This window comes from Pseudomonas abieticivorans (assembly GCF_023509015.1).
GTDB lineage: Bacteria > Pseudomonadota > Gammaproteobacteria > Pseudomonadales > Pseudomonadaceae > Aquipseudomonas > Aquipseudomonas abieticivorans.
Genome location: NZ_CP094975.1, coordinates 1,970,538 through 1,990,352, shown reverse-complemented (window position 1 = coordinate 1,990,352; position 19,815 = coordinate 1,970,538). Strand labels below are relative to the sequence as shown.

At 61.2% G+C, this 19,815-nt stretch carries 17 protein-coding genes and 1 pseudogene; 15 read left to right on the top strand and 3 right to left on the bottom strand.

The features are described from left to right. Positions 1-173: 173 nt before the first annotated feature. On the bottom strand, positions 174-1,205 hold the full coding sequence (rsgA, locus tag L9B60_RS08970; protein ID WP_249678133.1) for a small ribosomal subunit biogenesis GTPase RsgA: 1,032 nt from the start codon (positions 1,203-1,205) through the stop codon (positions 174-176). A gap of 102 nt (positions 1,206-1,307) precedes the next feature. On the opposite strand from rsgA, the pseudogene orn reads away from it, so the two are divergent. Next, positions 1,308-1,851 (top strand): annotated as a pseudogene (orn, locus tag L9B60_RS08965) (oligoribonuclease). Here orn and L9B60_RS08960 read toward each other — a convergent pair. Further along, a complete protein-coding gene (locus tag L9B60_RS08960) occupies positions 1,848-3,149 on the bottom strand; it encodes an aminotransferase class I/II-fold pyridoxal phosphate-dependent enzyme (RefSeq protein ID WP_249678132.1) in 1,302 nt (433 codons plus the stop codon). The pseudogene orn and the gene L9B60_RS08960 sit on opposite strands and share 4 nt — an antisense overlap. A 28-nt stretch (positions 3,150-3,177) precedes the next feature. Between L9B60_RS08960 and L9B60_RS08955 the strand changes: the two genes are divergently transcribed. The 4 genes from L9B60_RS08955 to L9B60_RS08940 all read left to right on the top strand — a co-directional run bounded on the left by L9B60_RS08955 (position 3,178) and on the right by L9B60_RS08940 (position 7,135). After that, positions 3,178-3,873: a glutamine amidotransferase gene (locus L9B60_RS08955; RefSeq protein WP_249678131.1), complete on the top strand. Its 696-nt coding sequence runs from the start codon at positions 3,178-3,180 to the stop codon at positions 3,871-3,873. A gap of 544 nt (positions 3,874-4,417) precedes the next feature. Continuing rightward, positions 4,418-5,323, top strand: a complete 906-nt coding sequence (locus L9B60_RS08950; protein ID WP_249678130.1) for a diiron oxygenase — start codon at positions 4,418-4,420, stop codon at positions 5,321-5,323. Positions 5,324-5,650: 327 nt separating this feature from the next. Next, on the top strand, positions 5,651-6,442 hold the full coding sequence (locus L9B60_RS08945; RefSeq protein ID WP_249678129.1) for an iron-sulfur cluster-binding domain-containing protein: 792 nt from the start codon (positions 5,651-5,653) through the stop codon (positions 6,440-6,442). 81 nt (positions 6,443-6,523) lie between these two features. Beyond that, positions 6,524-7,135: a trimeric intracellular cation channel family protein gene (locus tag L9B60_RS08940; protein WP_249678128.1), complete on the top strand. Its 612-nt coding sequence runs from the start codon at positions 6,524-6,526 to the stop codon at positions 7,133-7,135. On the opposite strand, the gene queG is transcribed toward L9B60_RS08940, so the two are convergent. Further along, positions 7,117-8,190 (bottom strand): tRNA epoxyqueuosine(34) reductase QueG, encoded by a 1,074-nt coding sequence (gene queG / locus L9B60_RS08935; RefSeq protein WP_249678127.1) that lies wholly within the window; start codon positions 8,188-8,190, stop codon positions 7,117-7,119. The two genes, L9B60_RS08940 and queG, sit on opposite strands and share 19 nt — an antisense overlap. Before the next feature lie 66 nt (positions 8,191-8,256). Here queG and L9B60_RS08930 point away from each other — a divergent pair, with 66 nt between their 5' ends. From L9B60_RS08930 to L9B60_RS08885, 10 genes are all read left to right on the top strand, one after another. Further along, positions 8,257-9,756 carry an NAD(P)H-hydrate dehydratase gene (locus L9B60_RS08930; protein ID WP_249678126.1) on the top strand — a complete coding sequence of 500 codons (1,500 nt, stop codon included), beginning with the start codon at positions 8,257-8,259 and terminating at the stop codon, positions 9,754-9,756. Then, complete coding sequence (tsaE, locus tag L9B60_RS08925; RefSeq protein WP_249678125.1) at positions 9,744-10,214, top strand: tRNA (adenosine(37)-N6)-threonylcarbamoyltransferase complex ATPase subunit type 1 TsaE; 471 nt, start codon at positions 9,744-9,746, stop codon at positions 10,212-10,214. The genes L9B60_RS08930 and tsaE overlap by 13 nt, the downstream gene beginning before the upstream one ends. A gap of 17 nt (positions 10,215-10,231) precedes the next feature. After that, the gene (locus L9B60_RS08920; RefSeq protein WP_283780586.1) at positions 10,232-11,644 is read left to right on the top strand and encodes an N-acetylmuramoyl-L-alanine amidase; all 1,413 of its coding nucleotides are present in this window, start codon (positions 10,232-10,234) and stop codon (positions 11,642-11,644) included. Continuing rightward, positions 11,641-13,539 carry a DNA mismatch repair endonuclease MutL gene (gene mutL / locus L9B60_RS08915; RefSeq protein WP_249678123.1) on the top strand — a complete coding sequence of 633 codons (1,899 nt, stop codon included), beginning with the start codon at positions 11,641-11,643 and terminating at the stop codon, positions 13,537-13,539. Before L9B60_RS08920 ends, mutL begins: the two co-directional genes overlap by 4 nt. Before the next feature lie 2 nt (positions 13,540-13,541). Next, complete coding sequence (gene miaA, locus L9B60_RS08910) at positions 13,542-14,513, top strand: tRNA (adenosine(37)-N6)-dimethylallyltransferase MiaA (RefSeq protein ID WP_249678122.1); 972 nt, start codon at positions 13,542-13,544, stop codon at positions 14,511-14,513. A 94-nt stretch (positions 14,514-14,607) separates the two neighbouring features. Then, positions 14,608-14,868 (top strand): RNA chaperone Hfq, encoded by a 261-nt coding sequence (hfq, locus tag L9B60_RS08905; protein WP_136478409.1) that lies wholly within the window; start codon positions 14,608-14,610, stop codon positions 14,866-14,868. A 12-nt stretch (positions 14,869-14,880) separates the two neighbouring features. Beyond that, entirely contained in the window at positions 14,881-16,182 is a 1,302-nt protein-coding gene (gene hflX / locus L9B60_RS08900; protein WP_249678121.1) for a ribosome rescue GTPase HflX, read from the top strand. 96 nt (positions 16,183-16,278) lie between these two features. Further along, positions 16,279-17,454, top strand: a complete 1,176-nt coding sequence (gene hflK / locus L9B60_RS08895) for an FtsH protease activity modulator HflK (RefSeq protein ID WP_249678120.1) — start codon at positions 16,279-16,281, stop codon at positions 17,452-17,454. Then, positions 17,454-18,323 carry a protease modulator HflC gene (hflC, locus tag L9B60_RS08890; protein WP_249678119.1) on the top strand — a complete coding sequence of 290 codons (870 nt, stop codon included), beginning with the start codon at positions 17,454-17,456 and terminating at the stop codon, positions 18,321-18,323. Before hflK ends, hflC begins: the two co-directional genes overlap by 1 nt. 276 nt (positions 18,324-18,599) lie before the next feature. Next, entirely contained in the window at positions 18,600-19,787 is a 1,188-nt protein-coding gene (locus L9B60_RS08885) for an ATP phosphoribosyltransferase regulatory subunit (RefSeq protein WP_249678118.1), read from the top strand. Positions 19,788-19,815: the final 28 nt, after the last annotated feature.

The window sequence follows — 19,815 nt, the reverse complement described above, 5'->3', positions numbered from 1 at the left end:
GGACTACGTCCGAAATAGACCTGCCCTACAAGCAACGGTAAAAATTCTTACAGAAATTTCCTGCGCACAGCCCTGTTCGAGCGGATTTATCCGCGAACCGGACGGCGCGGTGTATCAGATACAGGGCGGCGTGCTGTTCGCGGATAAATCCGCTCCTACAGGGGGGGCGGGCGCTAGTAAGTATCTTGCGGCAAGCTGGCGATGATCGAGCGGTAGCTGTTCATGCGTTGCTGCTGCACGCGGCCTTCTTCCAAGGCCTTGAGCAAGGCGCAGCCCGGTTCGCGGTCGTGCTTGCAGTCGCGGAACCGGCAGGTGCCGATCAAATCGTTGAACTCGATGAAGCCGGCCTCGACATCGGCGCGGCTAACGTGGCCCAGGCCGAATTCGCGGATGCCCGGGGAGTCGATCAACTCGCCGCCGCCAGGGAAGTGGAACAGGCGTGCAGTGGTGGTGGTGTGCGTGCCTTGGCCAGACAGCTCAGACAGCGGCCCGACCCGGGTCTGCACTTCGGGCAGCAGGCTGTTGACCAGCGACGACTTGCCCACGCCCGATTGGCCGACGAACACACTGATGTGGCCGTCCAGGCGTTTCTGCAGTTGCTCCATACCGTCGCCGTGGTGCGCCGACACTTCCAGCAACGGGTAACCCAACTGGCGGTACACCGCCAGCAAGGCGTTCAGGGCCGGGGCGTTCTGCTCGTCGATCAGGTCGGCCTTGTTCAGCAGCAACAAGGGGTGGATGCCAGCATGCTCGGCGGCTACCAGGTAACGGTCGATCAGGTTGGCGTGGGGTTCGGGCATTGGCGCGAACACGATCACGATCAGGTCGACGTTGGCGGCCACCGGCTTGAGTTGGCCACGGCTGTCCGGGCGGCACAGCTCGGTGTTGCGCGGCAGTTGCGCGACAATCACCCCGATACCCTGGTTGCCTGCGCGCCAGACCACCGTGTCACCGGTCACCAGTGCGGGCAGGTTAGCGCGTAAATGGCAACGGAATACCTGGCCTGCCAGTTCGCCGTCCTGGGCCTCAACCTCCACTTGCACGCCGAAGTGCGCGATCACCAGGCCTGTTTGCTCAGGGCCCAGGTCGCCGCCTTCCAGGGTTTCCAGGGCCTGCGTCTCGCGTTTGGCGGCGCGGGCAGCGCGTTCGCCCTGGATTTTTTCGATGCGCCAATTCTGACGACGGTTGAGCTGGCGTTTGGCCATGAAGGTTCCGGCTTGATTGAAACGGGGTGTGTGGATGAAACGGCAGCGAGTTTAGCACGCCGCGCTAGGCTAAACTGCGCAGCTACGCCGAGGAGCAGAACCATGCAAAACCCACAGAACCTTATCTGGATCGACCTGGAAATGACCGGTCTGGACCCCGACCGCGGACGTCATCATTGAAATCGCGACGATTGTCACCGACAGCGACCTCAATACCTTGGCCGAAGGCCCGGTATTCGCCATCCATCACAGCGATGAAACCCTGGCGATCATGGACGAATGGAACGTGCGCACCCACGGCGGCTCTGGCCTGACCCAGCGCGTGCGCGAAAGCAAGGTCAGCATGGCCGAGGCCGAAGCGCAGACCATCGCTTTCCTGGAGCAATGGGTGCCGAAAGGCAAGTCACCGATCTGCGGCAACAGCATCGGCCAGGATCGTCGCTTCCTGTACCGCTACATGCCCGCCCTGGAAAATTACTTCCACTACCGCTACCTCGACGTTTCTACCCTCAAGGAGCTGGCCGCGCGCTGGGCACCCGAGGTCAAGGACAGCTTCCAGAAAAGCGGCAGCCACCTGGCGCTGGACGACATTCGCGAGTCCATTGCCGAGTTGCAGCACTACCGCAAGCATTTCATCAAGGCTTAGTACACGGCGCGTCTTGGCGCTTGCAGCGCCTTGGCCAAGTCGTGGGCAAAGGCTTGCAGGTCGGTTGCGGTGCCCAGGCTGATACGTATGGCTGGCGGGCTGCTCAGGCGAAACGGTGCGCCGGCCTGCACGGCCCAGCCGGTCGAGGCTAATGCTTGGGTCACCGAGGTTTCGTCCTGCACGGCCAGCCAAATGTGCAAGCCCTCGCCGGCAGTTTGGGCGCTCACGCCCTCTGCCGCCAGTGCATCACTCAAGCGTTGCCTGCGTCCGGCGTAGTCCTCGCTTGCGCGGGCCAGGCATTGCCCGTCGAGCATCTTCTGCCACAATCGGGCTGCCAGCTTTTGCAACAACAAACTCACCCAGCGCGGCCCCAGCGCTTGTTGATTGCGCATCTGCGAAAGGCTGGCCGAGTCTGCGCTGACAAGTGAGACGCGCAGGTCCGGGCCGAGGAATTTGCTGGTCGAGAGCACGTACATCCAGCGCTGCGGCAGTGGTTGGAGGGCCGGCGCCGGCGCGCGGCTCAAGGGCCCCCAATGATCATCCAGCACCACCAGCAAATCCCCTGCGCCGGCCAACGCCGCCGACCACTGCCGCCAGCGTTGCGCATCGAACGAGCGCCCCGTCGGATTGTGTGCACGGGGGGTTAGAATGACCGCGCTGGCATCCGACAAAACTGCCGCCTCAGGCACCTGTGCACCGTTGGCATCGAGTAGCATCGGCACGGCCTTGAGGCGCAAGCTGGCCAGCAGTGCGAGTACGGGCGGCCAGCAAGGGTCTTCGACCAGTACCTTGTGGCCGGGTCGGCATTTGAGCCGTAATGCCCGTTCGATGGCGTCCAGGGCACCGCAGAACACCCCCACGTCAGCGCCCGGCAAATGCTGTCCGGCCATCCATTGGCCTGCCAATGCCAGCAGTGCAGGGTCGTCGCCCGGCAGGTCGTGCCCATTGGGCATGTTCAACTCAGTGAACCAGCTTGCGTCGTAACGTGGCAGCAACTGCGCATCCACATTGCCCGAGGCCACATCGTGCAGGCCCAAGGGGATGGCGGCCTGGCTTTGCGCAGGTATTGTATTTCCAGATATGCGAGTACCCCTTCGACCATCCGTGGTCACCAGGCCGGCATCGCGCAGTGCCTTGAAGGCTGCAGCCACCGTATTCGGGCTGACCCCCAGGGTTTTCGCCAGTGCTCTGACCGAAGGCAGCTGGTAATCGCTGGCCCATTCGCCACTACGGATACTCGCCTCTATTGCGGCGGCAATCTCGACAGCATTTGAGCCGTTTGTTATTAATGTATTCATACATTCACTATATTGTATTGGTACAAAAATGAAAAGCGCGTTGATTATCCGTCACTTGGCATTCGAAAACCTTGGGACCCTTGAGTCGGTGCTGGAGCATCGAGGTTATGAACTGCACACCGTTGATGCGACGCTGGCCGACCTGACGGCTATCGATATCGTCAGCCCCGACCTGGTGGTGGTGCTGGGTGGCCCAATCGGTGCTTTCGACGAGCAACAGTACCCCTTCCTGATGCACGAGTTGGCGCTGGTCAGGAAACGGCTGGACAGCGGTCGGAAAATACTCGGTATTTGCCTGGGCGCTCAGTTGATTGCCCGGGTGCTGGGCAGCCAGGTCGGCTCGATGGGGGTGAAGGAAATTGGCTTTGCCCCAGTCACCTTGACCGAGAAGGGGCAGCGTTCATATTTGGCGCCGCTGGCCGAAGGCTGGCCCGTGCTGCACTGGCATGGTGACCAGTTCCAGATTCCGGTGGGGGCCCAACGGCTGGCGGGAACGGCGATTTGTCCGAACCAGGCATTTTCCATGGGCAGTGCCGTACTGGGTCTGCAATTTCACCTGGAGGTCGACCCTCTCTGCCTGGAGCCTTGGCTGGTCGGGCATGCCGCCGAGTTGGGAGTGGCCGGTATCGAGCCTGTGGACTTGCGTGACCAGGCCCAAGCTTTGGGGGCGCGGCTGGCGCCGATCGCCCAAGGCATATTCTGCGACTGGCTGGATTTGGCATAAGGGGGGGCGGGGTTCATGTGCGCGGGTGTCTCGCTGACGCTGCTAGGGCGGCCTTATCCGCAATGGCCATTGTGCACCTGCCTTACGAAAAAGCCCTAAACCTGGATGAACTCATTGAGTTCGCACGCTTGCCCTTGTGCCCTCCTGCGGGTCAGTAAAAATGAATTAATTCAGAGTGAGGGCTTCGCATGATCAGCAGCGCTGGTGCGAAATAAATATAGAAGGCTGCAATGCCAAGGCTATCTTGAAAGATACTGTGTCGCGCTATGAAAGCGTGCAAGGTTATGAAGTTGAGGTCTTCAAGAAATGTGCTGAAAAGCGCTTGTTGGAATCTACTGGCGAGGGGTTCGGTTGATGTATGCCGAGTCCATTTTTTGAAGGCTTCACTGAAGTTGGCGAAAGTGGAGTTGCAGCTGTAGGAAGGGTCTGAAACTAAGTTTTTGGCGTTGCAGGCAGGAGCTGAGCCGTTAATATAATTGCCACCCCTCGGTAAGCGCAGTCGCTTTATTGGCGGCAGGCCGGGGTATTCGCCAAGGAAGGACGCATGGACAATAATAATGAACGCGAGCAGCAAGATGCCGTAGGTGAAATGCTTCAGAAATTGTCGACGCTTTGGGATACAAGGGCGGCGGTCAATAATCCGAAAACGCCCTATGCAGAGTTGTTATTCGATCCGCTCAAGGCTGACTTCAGTGAGTCACTGCTGCCTTTCCGGCAACATGAGGCCTGGCTCGGGGCGGCCCCTGAAGTCAAGTCAAACTGCCTGTCCTATGCCTGGGTCATTTATAACCTGAAAACCATTTATATCGAGTGCGACATCGTCACGCCCGCCTGCGAGGACATCATCAAAACCCCGCCACCGGGCTCCGCCAACCGTGAGATACTTCAGGCGGTCATGGCGCAAGCCTTGCTAGACGAGGCGCTACATACCAAAATGTCGATTAGCGCCTGCAATTATGTCTACCGTAATCGAGAAATGCCTTACCTGGACTTTTCCAACTTCAACCTCCTCTCGTGGCGTGACAATTTACTGTCTACTTGCATGGCTGAGTGGGAACGACGCCTGACCCGTTTTGGCATTGCCTGTGCCAGTGAAACGTTGATAACTGATTATCTGAAAACCATGGCAGAAGACACTTCGATTCAAACGGTCTGCCATGAGGTCACGCGAACCCACGCCATGGATGAATGGAGTCATTCCAGTGTGTTCAGCTTCGTCGCCACGGACATCGTTCATCAATTGTCCCGCACTGAAAAAGCGTATTTACAGTCTGTCATCAAAAAAGCCGTCAGCATGTTTGCAAATAATGAATTGGGCGCATGGAAGCAGGCATTTTTGTTGGCGGGGCTTGATGACTATCAAGCAATTATCGAAGACTGCGGCGACTTGGGTGAAATCAACGTTTATACGGACTCTGTCAACACCTTGCTGGAGCGTATCGGCCTTTAAGTGGGTTTGCCAAACAGAAAGCTGGCGCGCTTCAGATGTATAAGGGTGTGCGCTTATTATTGCCTGCAGGAGGTGAGTGTGGACAGCCGCTTATTTTTACGCTGTATACAGATAAGGCATGAGGCCCGGCAAATAAATTCATTTGTTTTCGACGTTCTGGATGCTCGATGGTGCGAAAAACTTGAACTTGGAAAATACCTATCGTTAGAGTATCCGGACTGCTCTGGTATTTCGCGCACAAGGTGTTATTCCATTGTCGCCCTGCCGTCCCCAGGCCGAGTGGAGTTGGCCATTAGGCGCGAGGGGCGCCAAGGTGTTTCCGACGCATTGTTCGACAGCCTGAAAGAGGGGGGCTTGGTGTGCGCTACGGGTGTCGAGGGTAGCGTCACCGTTGATCACTTGCTCGTTCACGAAGACGTCGTCATGTTGGCGGGTGGCATCGGTATAACCTTGCCGGTGGCCCTGATTCGAGGCTTGGCAGTGAGGCACGGCCAGGGCCTGCAAGTACCCCGTGTATCGCTGCTGGTGTGCAGCCCGACCATCACCTCGATTCCTTTTGTCGCCGAGTTGCTGCGATTGGACCTGTGCAGTGATTGGTTCAGTGTTCGGTTCCACATCACCCAGGAAAACATCGGCAGCCAAAGCGCTCAATTTCATTCTGGCCGGCCGTGTTTGCAAGATTTGACGGCGCTCGGGGTTCCGGGCGCCGTGGTGGTCTGCGGTGGCCATGGCTTTGCCTTGGCGCAGCAAGCGGCCGCCGCCAAGGTATATGGCGAGCCTGTCTACCTGGTCGAGGCGTTCAGTACTGCCGAACCCGTCAGCGCAGATCAAGGCGTGCCAGCAACGCAGGCAATCGGCCGGCTACGGATCGAAAATTTGGGTGTAGAGTTCGGCCTGCGCCCTGGGCGCACGTTACTCGATGAGCTTGAACATAACGGGGTCGGTATTCGAAGTCAGTGTCGCGTGGGCATCTGTGGCAGTTGCCGGGTGACGATTGCTTCCGGATCATGCAGGCGTGTTGCAGACTTCGCGCTCAGCCCCTCCGAGCGCAATGATGGTATAGCGCTTGCCTGTTGTACTTATCCGGACGGTGGGGATGTCGTGCTTGAGTTGCATTGACCCAGCGAGTGCCGTCCAATCCACCAGGCCGAAGAAAAACACATCACCGCACATTTGAATTTCCTGGATGGATACACTGCCATGCTGTTGATGCTTTACCTCGTCGCTATTACCGCAGAAGCCATGACCGGCGCGCTCTCCGCTGGCCGCCGTGGCATGGATTGGTTTGGCGTGGTGCTGATTGCCTGCGTCACTGCCTTGGGCGGAGGGTCGGTGCGTGATGTACTGCTGGGCAATTATCCGCTGACCTGGGTCAAGCACCCTGAGTACCTCGCGTTGACCAGTGTCGCCGCGTTGATAACCATCTTCATTGCGCCGTTGATGAAGCGCCTGCGTACGCTGTTCCTGGTGCTGGATGCGATCGGCTTGGTGGCTTTTACCTTGATTGGCTGCATGACCGCGCTGGAGCTGGGCCATGATCGGGTGGTTGCGTCGATCTGCGGCGTCATTACCGGCGTATTCGGCGGTATTCTGCGGGATATTCTTTGCAACGACATCCCGTTGGTGTTCCGCCGTGAACTGTATGCTGCGGTGTCTTTCGCGGCAGCCTGGTGCTATTTGCTCTGCCTGTATCTAGCGGTACCGGATGAGCAGGCGATTTTGATCACGTTGTTCGGAGGTTTCCTGTTCCGGTTGTTGGCGATCCGCTTTCACTGGGAGATGCCCAAGTTCGTCTACAACGACGACCGTTGAGCGTGTTGCTGCAGGGCCCATTCAACGTGCTCGCGGACCAGTTGCGAGGGGTATTCGCGGCGCGCTTTCAGGGCCTCCAGCACCGGGATGCTCGACGGTGCGTTGCCCAGGCCCACCGCCAGGTTGCGTAGCCAGCGCTCATAGCCTGCGCGGCGCAAGGGCGAACCTTCGGTACTGCTCAAAAAGTGTGCTTCGTCCCACATGAACAGTTCGGCCAGCTGCGCGTTGTCCAGGTTGTGCCGGGGCTTGAAGTCCGCCTCGGCCGATGGACGGGCAAAGCGGTTCCAGGGGCAGACAATCTGGCAGTCGTCGCAGCCGAATACCCGGTTGCCAATTAGCGGCCGCAAGTCTTCGGGGATGGCGGTCTTAAGCTCGATCGTCAGGTACGAGATGCAGCGCCGAGCATCCAGTACGTATGGGCCGACAAACGCTGCGGTTGGGCAGATGTCCATGCATGCCGTGCAGCGCCCGCAATGCTCGGTGGCATGGGGCGGGTCCACGGGCAGCGGCAGGTCGACAAACAGCTCGCTGAGGAAGAAGTAGCTGCCAGCCTTGCGGTTCAGCACCAGGGTGTTCTTGCCGATCCAGCCGATGCCGGCCTGCTCGGCGATGGCTTTTTCCAGTACCGGGGCGCTGTCGACGAACGCGCGGTAGCCGAACGGGCCGATGGCTTGCTGCACTCGCTCGGCCAGTTGCTGTACGCGTTTGCGGATCAGCTTGTGGTAGTCACGGCCCAGGGCATAGCGCGATACGTAGGCTTTTTCCGGTTGGGCCAAACGCTGGGCCATTTCCGTGTCGCCGGGTAAATAGTCCATGCGCAGCGACACTACGCGCAAGGTGCCGGGCACCAACTCTTCAGGGTGCGAGCGCTTGCTGCCGTGGGCGCCCATGTAGTCCATTTCGCCGTGGTAGCCGGCCGCAAGCCAGCGTTGCAGGTGCTGTTCATGCTCGCCCAGCTCCACGCCCGCGATGCCGACTTGCTGGAAGCCCAATTCGCGCCCCCATTCTTTGATCGACAGGGCCAGGGCGGGGAGGTCAACGATAGAAGCAGACATGCGAGGCAGGAAACCGGAGCTGAGGTGCGTATAATTCTGCCAGACATCGCCACTGATAGCTGACCCATGCCGCAGGTAAATGACGAGATGCCCGACATTCTGTACAGCGCGGCCCAAGTTCGGGCGCTGGATAGTGCCCTGATCGCCGCAGGTACCGACGGTTTCGAGCTGATGCAGCGTGCGGCCCATGCCACCTGGCGGGCGTTGCGCAGGCAGTGGCCAGAGGCCCGCCAGGTCTGCGTGGTGACCGGACGGGGTAACAATGCCGGCGATGGCTATCTGATTGCGTCATTGGCCAAACGGTCTGGCTGGGAAGTCAGCGTGCTGGCAGTGGGCGACCCTGCGCAGTTGGTCGGTGATGCTGCCTTGGCCTACGGCGAGGCGAAGGCTGCGGATGTTGCGGTGCAACCGTGGGGCGTTGGCGTGCCGTTGGCTGGGATCGTCGTCGACGCTTTGCTCGGCACCGGCTTGGCCGGTGAGGTACGCGCGCCCTACCTGGAGGTCATCGAGGCGATCAATGCCAGTGGCCAGCCCGTGGTTGCAGTGGATATCCCCTCGGGGCTCAGCGCCGACACCGGGCAAGTCCTGGGGGTTGCCATCAGGGCTAGCCTGACGGTGACGTACATCGGCGTGAAGATCGGCTTGCTCACGGGGCAGGCCCCGGACTATGTCGGCACGCTGCTGTTCGACGACCTGCAGGCCGATGCATCGATCGTCGCCCAGGCCCAGGGCGTGGCCACGCGACTGAATCCGCGTAACTTGCCGGTACTGGCGCCGCGCCCGCCAGCCGCCCATAAGGGCCTGTTCGGCCGGGTACTGGTAGTCGGTGGCGATCACGGCACTGGTGGCGCGGCCCTGCTCAGTGCGCAAAGTGCGCTGCGCTGTGGTGCCGGTATGGTGTCACTGGCTACCCGCAGTGAACACGTAGGGGCGGCCCTGGCCCGTTTGCCAGAGGTCATGACGGCCGGCATTCATTCGGCCAACCAATTGATGGGCATGGCCCAAGCCGCCAGCGTGCTGGTGGTAGGGCCTGGCCTTGGCCAAGGCAGTTGGGCGCGCAGCCTGCTGTCGGTGGCCGCCAACAGCGCTAAAGCCCAGGTCTGGGATGCCGATGCCCTTAATCTGCTGGCCAGCCAGGGCTTTACGCTGCCAGCGGGCGCTATCATCACCCCGCATCCGGGGGAGGCTGCACGGTTGCTGGGCGTGACCACGGCGCAGGTTCAGGCAGACCGCCTGGCTGCCGTGAAACAATTGGCGAAGAAATACTCGGCGGTATGCGTGCTCAAGGGCGCCGGCAGCCTGGTCGCCGATGCCGATGGCCAGGTCGCTCTGTGCGATCACGGCCATCCGGCCATGGCCACGGCGGGCCTGGGCGATGTGCTGGCCGGATTGCTGGGCGCTTTGCTGGCCCAAGGCCTGGCACCGTTCCAGGCTGCCTGCCTGGGCGTGTGGCTACACGCCCGCGCCGGCGAAATACAAGGTAGGCAGGGCCGGGGGATGGCCGCTACCGATCTGATACCCACCATCCGTCAGTTAATCGAGGAACAAGCACCGTGTCTGAAGTAGAGCTGCACCTGGCTGACGAAAGCGCCATGGTCGAATTTGGCGGGCGCCTGGCCCAAGTGACACAAGGCGTGGGCGTGATTTTCCTGGAAGGGGACCTGGGGGCCGGTAAAACCACGCTGTCCAGAGGCATCATCCGGGGCCTGGGGCACACCGGCGCGGTCAAGAGCCCGACCTTTACCCTGGTAGAACCTTACGAGTTCGAGAGCTTTCGCGCCTATCATTTTGATCTGTATCGGCTTGTCGATCCTGAAGAACTGGAATTTCTTGGCATTCGGGATTACTTTGAAGGGGACGCTCTCTGCCTGATCGAATGGCCCCAGCGCGGTGCAGGCTTTTTGCCAAAGCCTGACCTGACCATTACCATACGCGCCCAAGCGGGCGGTCGTTCGCTGAGTTTGTCGCCACAGGGCTCGCGTGGCGAGTCGTGGTGTGCCGTTCTGGCACAGGAATTCAAATAATTTTGGTGGGGTTTGGTATGCGCATTCGCGCGCTGGTCGCGATCGTGGGGGTGTTGTTGGCGTCTTTGGCCATCAACGCGGTGGCTGCAACGCAGGTCAAGAGCGTGCGTTTGTGGCGAGCTCCGGATAACACGCGGCTGGTATTCGACCTGTCGGGCCCTGTGCAGCACAGCGTGTTCACCCTGACGTCGCCAGACCGCCTGGTGATCGACATCAACGGTGCCACCCTGGCGGCGCCCTTGCAGGTGTCTACCGCCAACACGCCCATCACCAGCATGCGCTCGGCGCAACGCACGCCGACCGACCTGCGGGTGGTGATCGACCTGAAAAAGGCCGTCACCCCGAAAAGTTTCTCCCTGGCGCCCAACCAGCAATACGGCAACCGCCTGGTGGTCGACCTGTTCGACAACCCCGCCGATGCCGCGCCTGCGCCGCCGGAGCCCACCGTGGCGACCACGCCGGCGGTGCCGGTCACGCCGTCGCAGCCGTCGATCAAGCTGGAACCGGTACCGAACGGCAAACGCGACATCATCGTGGCCATCGATGCCGGCCACGGTGGCGAAGACCCAGGTGCCTCGGGTTCGCGCGGCCAGCACGAAAAAGACGTGGTATTGGCCATCGCCAAGGAGCTGCAGCGCCAAATCAACGGTGAAAAAGGCTTTACCGCCGTGCTCACCCGTACCGGCGACTATTTCATCCCGTTGCGTGGGCGTACCGAGATCGCCCGCAAGAAGGGCGCCGACCTGTTCGTCTCGATCCATGCGGATGCCGCGCCGTCGTCGGCGGCGTTCGGGGCGTCGGTGTTCGCCCTGTCTGAGCGTGGCGCCACCTCGGAAACCGCGCGTTGGCTGGCAGACAGTGAAAACCGCTCCGACTTGATCGGTGGTGCCGGTGCCGTGAGCCTGGACGACAAGGACCGCATGCTCGCAGGCGTGCTGCTGGACCTGTCGATGACTGCGTCGCTGACCTCCAGCCTCAACGTCGGCCAGAAAGTGTTAAGCAACATTGGCCGGGTCACGCCGCTGCACAAGCGTCGGGTCGAGCAGGCCGGGTTCATGGTGCTCAAGTCGCCGGACATCCCGTCGATCCTGGTGGAAACCGGGTTCATCTCCAACGCCAACGAAGCCAACAAGCTGCAGTCTTCTGGCCACCAACAAGCTCTGGCCAAGTCGATTGCCAGCGGCGTGCGGCAGTTCTTCCAGCAGAACCCGCCGCCGGGTACCTACATTGCCTGGCTGCGTGACAGTGGCAAGATCGCCCGCGGGCCGAGCGACCACGTGGTGCGCTCGGGGGAAACCCTGGCGATGATCGCCGTGCGCTATCAGGTCAGCCCGGCCACCCTGCGCAGTGTCAACAAACTGCAGAGCGATGAGCTGAAAATCGGCCAGACCCTGGAAATCCCGGGCACCACCCTGGCGTCGCAACCATGACCACTTCGGCCCGTATCGAGCTGCTCAGCCCCCGCCTGGCCAACCAGATTGCCGCCGGCGAGGTGGTCGAGCGCCCGGCTTCGGTGATCAAGGAGTTGCTGGAAAACAGCCTGGACTCCGGTGCCAAGCGCATCGATGTCGAAGTCGAGCAGGGCGGCGTCAAGCTGCTGCGGGTGCGCGACGACGGCGGCGGCATCTCATCCGATGACCTGCCGCTGGCCCTGGCCCGTCACGCCACCAGCAAGATTCGCGACCTGGAAGACCTGGAGCGAGTGATGAGCCTGGGCTTTCGTGGTGAGGCATTGGCGTCTATCAGCTCTGTGGCCCGCCTGACCCTGACCTCCCGCACCCGCGATGCCGATCAGGCCTGGCAAGTGGAGACCGAAGGCCGCGACATGGCCCCGCGCGTGCAGCCGGCCGCTCACCCCGTTGGCACATCGGTGGAAGTGCGTGACCTGTTTTTCAATACCCCGGCGCGGCGTAAGTTTCTCAAGACCGAAAAAACCGAATTTGACCACCTGCAGGAAGTGATCAAGCGCCTGGCGCTGGCCCGGTTTGACGTGGCGTTCCACCTGCGGCACAACGGCAAGACCATCCTCAGTTTGCACGAGGCCAAGGACGAGATCGCCCGCGCCCGGCGCGTGGCCTCGATCTGTGGCTCGGGCTTCCTTGAGCAGGCGATGCCGATCGAGATTGAACGCAACGGCCTGCACCTGTGGGGTTGGGTCGGTTTGCCGACCTTTTCGCGCAGCCAGGCCGACTTGCAGTACTTTTTCGTCAACGGCCGCGCGGTGCGCGACAAACTGGTGGCCCACGCGGTACGCCAGGCCTACCGCGACGTGTTGTTCAACGGCCGGCACCCGACCTTCGTCCTGTTCCTGGAGGTCGATCCCACCGGCGTCGACGTCAATGTGCACCCTACCAAGCATGAAGTGCGCTTTCGTGACGGGCGCATGGTGCACGACTTCCTCTACGGCACGTTGCACCGCGCCCTGGCGGACGTGCGCCCGGAAGACCACCTGGCTTCGGCGGCGCCGGCCGGTGAAGTTGCGCCACGCCTGACCGGTACGGCTGCAGGCGAGTTCGGCCCCCAGGGCGAAATGCGCCTGGCCGCCAACCTGTTGGAGCAACCGGCCCAGCAACCGCAGGCGAGCAGTTACAACCCAGGGGCCGGCGCCGGCTACCAATATGTGCCGCGCCCCGCCCAGCCTTACCCCGCGGCCGAGGCGCAGGCGGCCTACCGTGAATTCTTTGCGCCCTTGCCCAATGCGGCAGAGGCGGCCCTGACCTTGCCTCAGGGCCAGGGCGACATACCGCCGTTGGGTTACGCCTTGGCGCAGCTCAAGGGTATCTACATATTGTCGGAAAACGCCCAGGGCCTGGTGCTGGTCGACATGCACGCCGCCCACGAGCGCATCATGTACGAGCGCCTGAAAATCGCCATGGCCAGCGAAGGCCTGAGCGGCCAGCCGCTGTTGGTGCCCGAGTCCATTGCCGTCAGCCAGCGCGAAGCCGATTGCGCCGAAGAGCATGCGGTGTGGTTCCAGCGCCTGGGCTTCGAGCTGCAACGCCTGGGCCCGGAAAGCCTGGCCATTCGGCAGATCCCGGCGCTGCTCAAGCAGGCCGAGGCCAATCGGCTGGTGCATGACGTGCTGGCCGACTTGATGGAATACGGCACCAGTGACCGGATCCAGGCACACCTGAACGAGTTGCTGGGTACCATGGCCTGCCACGGTGCCATCCGCGCCAACCGGCGCCTGGCGATCCCGGAAATGAACGGCCTGCTGCGCGACATGGAAAACACCGAGCGCAGCGGCCAATGCAACCACGGCCGACCGACCTGGACCCAGATGGGCCTGGACGATCTGGACAAACTTTTCCTGCGCGGCCGTTGATCATGAGTGCGTTACCCCCTGCCATCTTCCTGATGGGTCCTACTGCGGCCGGCAAGACCGACCTTGCCATCGAGCTGACCAAGGTCTTGCCGTGCGAACTGATCAGTGTCGATTCGGCGCTGGTCTACCGGGGCATGGACATCGGCACTGCCAAGCCCTCCAAAGACCTGTTGGCCCAGTACCCACACCGGCTGATCGACATCCTCGACCCGGCGCAGAGCTACTCGGCCGCTGATTTTCGTACCGACGCCCTGGTGGCAATGGCCGAAATCACCGCACGTGGCAACATTCCGTTGCTGGTGGGCGGCACCATGTTGTATTTCAAGGCATTACTTGAAGGTTTGGCCGACATGCCGCCTGCCGATGCGGATGTGCGTGGGCAATTGGAGGCACAGGCGCAAGCCCAGGGCTGGCAAGCCTTGCACGACGAATTGGCGGCCGTGGATCCGGTCTCGGCTGCGCGTATTCACCCCAATGACCCCCAGCGCCTGATCCGTGCGCTGGAGGTTTACCGAGTGAGCGGCATGACCATGACCGACCTGCGCGCCCGTCAATCTGCGCAAAGTACCGACGCAGGCGCTTCGGCGGGCAAACAATTGCCCTATACTGTCGCCAGCCTGGCGATCGCGCCACAAGATCGGCAGGTGCTGCACGAACGGATCGCCCTGCGTTTTTCGCAGATGCTGGAACAGGGCTTCGTTGATGAGGTCAGAGCACTGCGTGCACGAAGTGACTTGCATGCGGGGCTGCCGTCTATACGTGCAGTGGGTTACCGCCAAGTCTGGGATCATCTGGATGGCAAGCTAAGCTCGATTGAAATGCAGGAGCGCGGCGTTATTGCCACTCGCCAATTGGCGAAGCGGCAATTTACCTGGTTGCGCAGTTGGGCTGATCTTCACTGGTTGGACAGCCTTGCATGTGACAATCTGCCACGCACCTTGAAATACCTCGGATCGGCCTCCATATTGAGCTGAGTCGTTGCAATTGCCGTCTATCCTTGGGGGTGGGGCGGCTTAAGCCATCAAATTTCTGATTTTCTTACTATTGATCCTTAAAGGAGTGCGGCACATGTCAAAAGGGCATTCGCTACAAGACCCTTACTTGAATACTTTGCGTAAAGAAAAGGTTGGGGTTTCGATCTATCTGGTCAACGGTATCAAGCTGCAGGGCACGATCGAGTCGTTCGACCAGTTCGTTATCCTGTTGAAAAACACCGTCAGCCAGATGGTTTACAAGCACGCTATCTCGACAGTAGTACCTGTGCGCCCGATTCGTCTGCCTAGCGCAACCGAGTCCGAGCACGGCGACTCTGAGCCAGGTAACGCCTGATAGGAGTCTGCTTTGTTCTTTGAGCGCCACGGTGGTGGTGAACGGGCGATCCTCGTTCATTTGGATGGCCAGGACCCTGAGGCGCGCGAAGACCCGCAGGAGTTTCAGGAGCTGGCAGTTTCTGCCGGCGCCGAAACAGTCGCGTTCGTTACCGTAACGCGTCATCAGCCTACAGCCAAATACCTGATTGGCAGCGGCAAGGTCGAGGAGTTGCGCGACCGAGTCAAAGCCGAACAGGTAGATTTGGTCATTTTCAATCACACCCTTACGCCCAGCCAGGAACGTAACCTCGAACGCGTGTTCGAGTGCCGCGTGCTGGACCGTACCGGTTTGATTCTCGATATTTTCGCCCAACGGGCGCGTACCCATGAAGGCAAGCTGCAGGTCGAACTGGCCCAGCTCGAGCACATGAGCACGCGGCTGGTCCGTGGCTGGACTCACCTTGAACGCCAGAAGGGCGGTATTGGCCTGCGTGGCCCGGGTGAAACCCAGCTGGAAACCGACCGGCGCCTGTTGCGGGTTCGCCTGCGGCAGATCAAGGCCCGCCTGGACAAGGTGCGCAGCCAGCGCGAGCAGGCTCGGCGGGGCCGTCGTCGTGCCGATATTCCTTCGGTATCGCTGGTGGGCTACACCAACGCCGGCAAATCGACCCTGTTCAATGCCGTTACTCAATCGGACGTCTACGCCGCCGACCAACTGTTCGCCACCCTCGACCCGACCCTGCGTCGCCTCGAGCTCAACGACCTTGGGCCGGTGATCCTCGCCGATACCGTGGGTTTCATTCGTCACTTGCCGCACAAGCTGGTCGAGGCTTTCCGGGCTACGCTCGAAGAGTCGAGCAACTCTGACTTGCTGCTGCACGTGATTGATGCCCATGAGCCGGAGCGCATGGCGCAGATCGAGCAGGTCATGGCAGTACTCACCGAGATCGGCGCGCAAGGCTTGCCGATCCTGGAGGTGTATAACAAACTCGACCTGCTCGAAGGCGTAGAGCCGCAGATCCAGCGTGACGCCGATGGCAAGCCGCAGCGGGTCTGGGTGTCGGCCCGTGACGGGCGGGGCCTGGACCTGGTCAAGCAGGCCGTGGCCGAACTGTTGGGCGACGACCTGTTCGTCGCCACGCTACGCTTGCCACAGCGCCTGGGGCGTTTGCGGGCGGCGTTTTTCGAATTGGGGGCTGTTCAAAGCGAGACCCATGATGACGAGGGCGTCAGCCTGCTGGCGGTTCGTCTGCCGCGCGTGGAGCTCAATCGACTGGTCAGCCGTGAAGGGATGAAGCCGCTGGAGTTCATCGAGCAACACACTTTGCAATAAAAGCCTGGCAAAGCGGTTGTGCCGCGAGCACAGGCATTCTGTAGCATTGGTCGGCGCGCCGTGGGTGCGTCTTTGCTTTATCAGATGGAGAGCGCTATGGCTTGGAATGAGCCGGGTGGCAACTCGAACAATCAGGATCCTTGGGGTGGTAAACGCCGTGGGGGCGACCGCAAGGGGCCACCGGATCTCGACGAGGCCTTCCGTAAGCTGCAGGAAAGCCTGAACGGTTTGTTCGGCGGTGGTAAAAAACGCAGTGGTGATGGGGGTGGTTCAGGTTCGTCCAGGGGCGGTGGCTTCGGCCTGCTCGGGATTGGCCTGGTCGTGCTCGCTGCCATTTGGCTGTACAGCGCCATTTACGTGGTCGACGAGCAGGAGCAGGCCGTAGTGCTGCGCTTCGGCAAGTACTACGAAACGGTCGGTGCGGGTCTGAATATCTATTTCCCGCCCATCGACCGCAAGTACCTGGAAAACGTGACGCGTGAGCGTACGTACACCAAGCAGGGCCAGATGCTCACCGAAGACGAGAACATCGTCGAAGTGCCGCTGACCGTGCAATACAAAGTGACTAACCTGCAGGATTTCGTGCTGAACGTTGATCAGCCTGAAGTCAGCCTGCAGCATGCGACCGACAGCGCCCTGCGCCACGTGGTGGGTTCCACCAACATGGACCAGGTGCTGACCGAAGGCCGCGAGCTGATGGCCAGCGAGATCAAGAAGCGCCTGCAGGGCTTCATGGACACCTACAAGACCGGTATCACCATTACCCAGGTCAACGTGCAGAGCGCTGCCGCTCCGCGTGAAGTGCAAGAAGCATTCGATGACGTGATCCGTGCCCGTGAAGACGAGCAGCGTTCGCGCAACCAGGCGGAAACCTATGCCAACGGCGTCGTGCCGGAAGCGCGTGGTCAGGCCCAGCGCATCATCGAAGACGCTAACGGCTACCGCGATGAGGTGGTATCCCGTGCCAAGGGTGAGGCAGACCGCTTTACCAAGCTGCTAACCGAATACCGCAAGGCTCCGGAAGTGACGCGTGAGCGTCTGTACCTGGAAACCATGCAGGACGTTTACAGCAACACCAGTAAAGTTTTGGTCAGCAGCCAGAAAGGCCAGAGCAATCTGATCTACCTGCCGCTGGACAAAATGACCGATGGCAGCCGCAACAACACCGCGCCTGCCGCAGCCCCTGCTGCGCCAGCCAACGATGCAGGCGCTCGCGCCGCCGCCGATCTGCAAAACCAACAGCGTGAGCTGCGTTCAAGGGAGAGTCGCTGATGGGCAATAAATCACTGATCGCCCTGATCCTCGCGGTGGTGCTGGGTATCGTTGCGTGGAACAGCTTCTACATCGTCGCGCAAACCGAACGTGCCGTGCTGCTGCAATTCGGCCGTGTGGTTCAGGCCGATGTGCAGCCAGGCCTGCACGTGAAAGTGCCGTACGTTAACCAGGTGCGCAAGTTCGACGCACGCCTGATGACCCTGGATGCTCCGACCCAGCGTTTCCTGACCCTGGAAAAGAAAGCCGTCATGGTGGATGCCTACGCCAAGTGGCGGGTGAAGGACGCTGAGCGTTTCTACACCGCGACTTCGGGTATGAAGCAGATTGCCGACGACCGTCTTTCCCGTCGTCTGGAATCGGGCCTGCGCGACCAGTTCGGCAAGCGCACCCTGCATGAAGTGGTTTCCGGTCAACGGGACGAACTGATGGCCGGGATCACCGAATCGCTGAATAAAATGGCCGGCGACGAGCTGGGTATCGAAGTGGTCGACGTTCGCGTCAAGGCCATCGACCTGCCCAAGGAAGTCAACCGCAGCGTGTTCGAGCGCATGAGCACCGAGCGTGAGCGTGAAGCTCGCGAGCACCGCGCCAAGGGTAACGAGCTGGCCGAAGGCATCCGTGCCGACGCCGATCGTCAGCGCCGCGTGTTGCTGGCAGAAGCCTATCGCGAGTCTGAAGAGGCCCGTGGTGATGGTGATGCCCAGGCTGCTGCCATCTACGCCAAGGCATACGGCACGGACCAGGAGTTTTACTCCTTCTACCGCAGCCTGCAGGCTTATCGTCAAAGCTTCTCCAGCAAAAGCGATGTGTTGGTGCTCGACCCGAGCAGCGATTTCTTCCGCTTCATGGAAAAGTACAAGCCTTGATGACTCACCCGCCGGGCGGCTAAAACGCCCGGCGGGGTGATCATTTTGTAAAACGTGTTATGATGCGGCAGCCGGGAAATTCCCGGCTTTTTTGCGTCTGCAAGATAGATAGCCGAGTCAAGGTTGTCTTTTGCGAAGTGTTTCAAAAGCGTTTTCGAGGATATCGGCATCAGAGGGCAGGGTGGTCACAACATGACCGCCACGGTGCCCGCCGCTATCTGCTTCACTCAAGGCTGGCCGCAGGGCCTGCCGCCCGGATCACAGGGGAAAGGCGTAATGGCAACGGTAGACCGCTGGCTGCTGCCAGATGGCATCGAAGAAGTACTGCCACCTGAGGCTGCGCGCATCGAAGTGGCGCGTCGTCAGGTGTTGGATCTGTTCCAGAGCTGGGGCTATGAGTTCGTCGTCACCCCGCATATCGAATACCTGGAGTCGCTGCTGACCGGCGCGGGCCAGGATCTGGATTTGCGCACCTTCAAGGTCATCGACCCGCAATCGGGCCGGCAGATGGGCTTTCGTGCAGACATCACCCCGCAGGTCGCGCGCATCGATGCGCACACCTTGCGTCGCGAAGGGCCGAGCCGCCTGTGCTACGCCGGCAGCGTGCTGCATGCGCAGCCACGGGCCTTGTCGTCCTCGCGCAGCCCGATCCAGCTGGGCGCCGAGTTGTACGGCGATGCAAGCCCGAGCAGCGATGTTGAAGTGATCAGCCTGATGCTGGCTATGCTTCAATTGGCCGATGTGCCGGATGTACACATGGACCTGGGCCACGTGGGTATCTACCGCGGCCTGGCCCGCGCTGCCGGTTTGTCGGGCGACGTGGAGCAACAGTTGTTCGACGCCCTGCAACGCAAGGCGATCGATGAAGTGATCACCCTGACCGAAGGGCTGCCTGCGGACCTCGCTGGCATGCTGCGTTCATTGGTCGAACTGTGCGGTGGCGCCGAAGTGTTCGCCGAGGCGCGCGTGCGCCTGGCCAACGCCCCGGCGCCAGTGATTGCAGCGCTGGACGACCTGCAGGCGATCGCCGATCGCCTGGCGGCGCGCTTCCCTGAGCTGCCGTTGTATTTCGACCTGGGCGAGTTGCGCGGCTACCACTACCACACCGGTGTGGTGTTCGCCGTGTTCGTGCCGGGTGTCGGCCAGTCGATCGCCCAGGGCGGTCGCTACGACGACATCGGCGCCGACTTCGGTCGTGCGCGCCCGGCCACGGGGTTTTCCACGGACCTCAAGACCCTGGTTACCCTGGGTCGGGCCGAAGTGGAACTGCCGAGCGGTGGCATCTGGATGCCGGACAGCACCGACGCGGCACTCTGGCAGCAGGTCTGCCAGTTGCGTCGTGAAGGCCAGCGCGTGGTTCAGGCCCTGCCTGGCCAGGCGTTGAGCGCGGCCCAAGAGGCCGATTGCGACCGCCAATTGATTCAGCAGAACGGGCTGTGGCAGGTACTGCCGCTGGCTTCTTGAGTTTCCTTGCCGGCCGCCGCCGGCACCA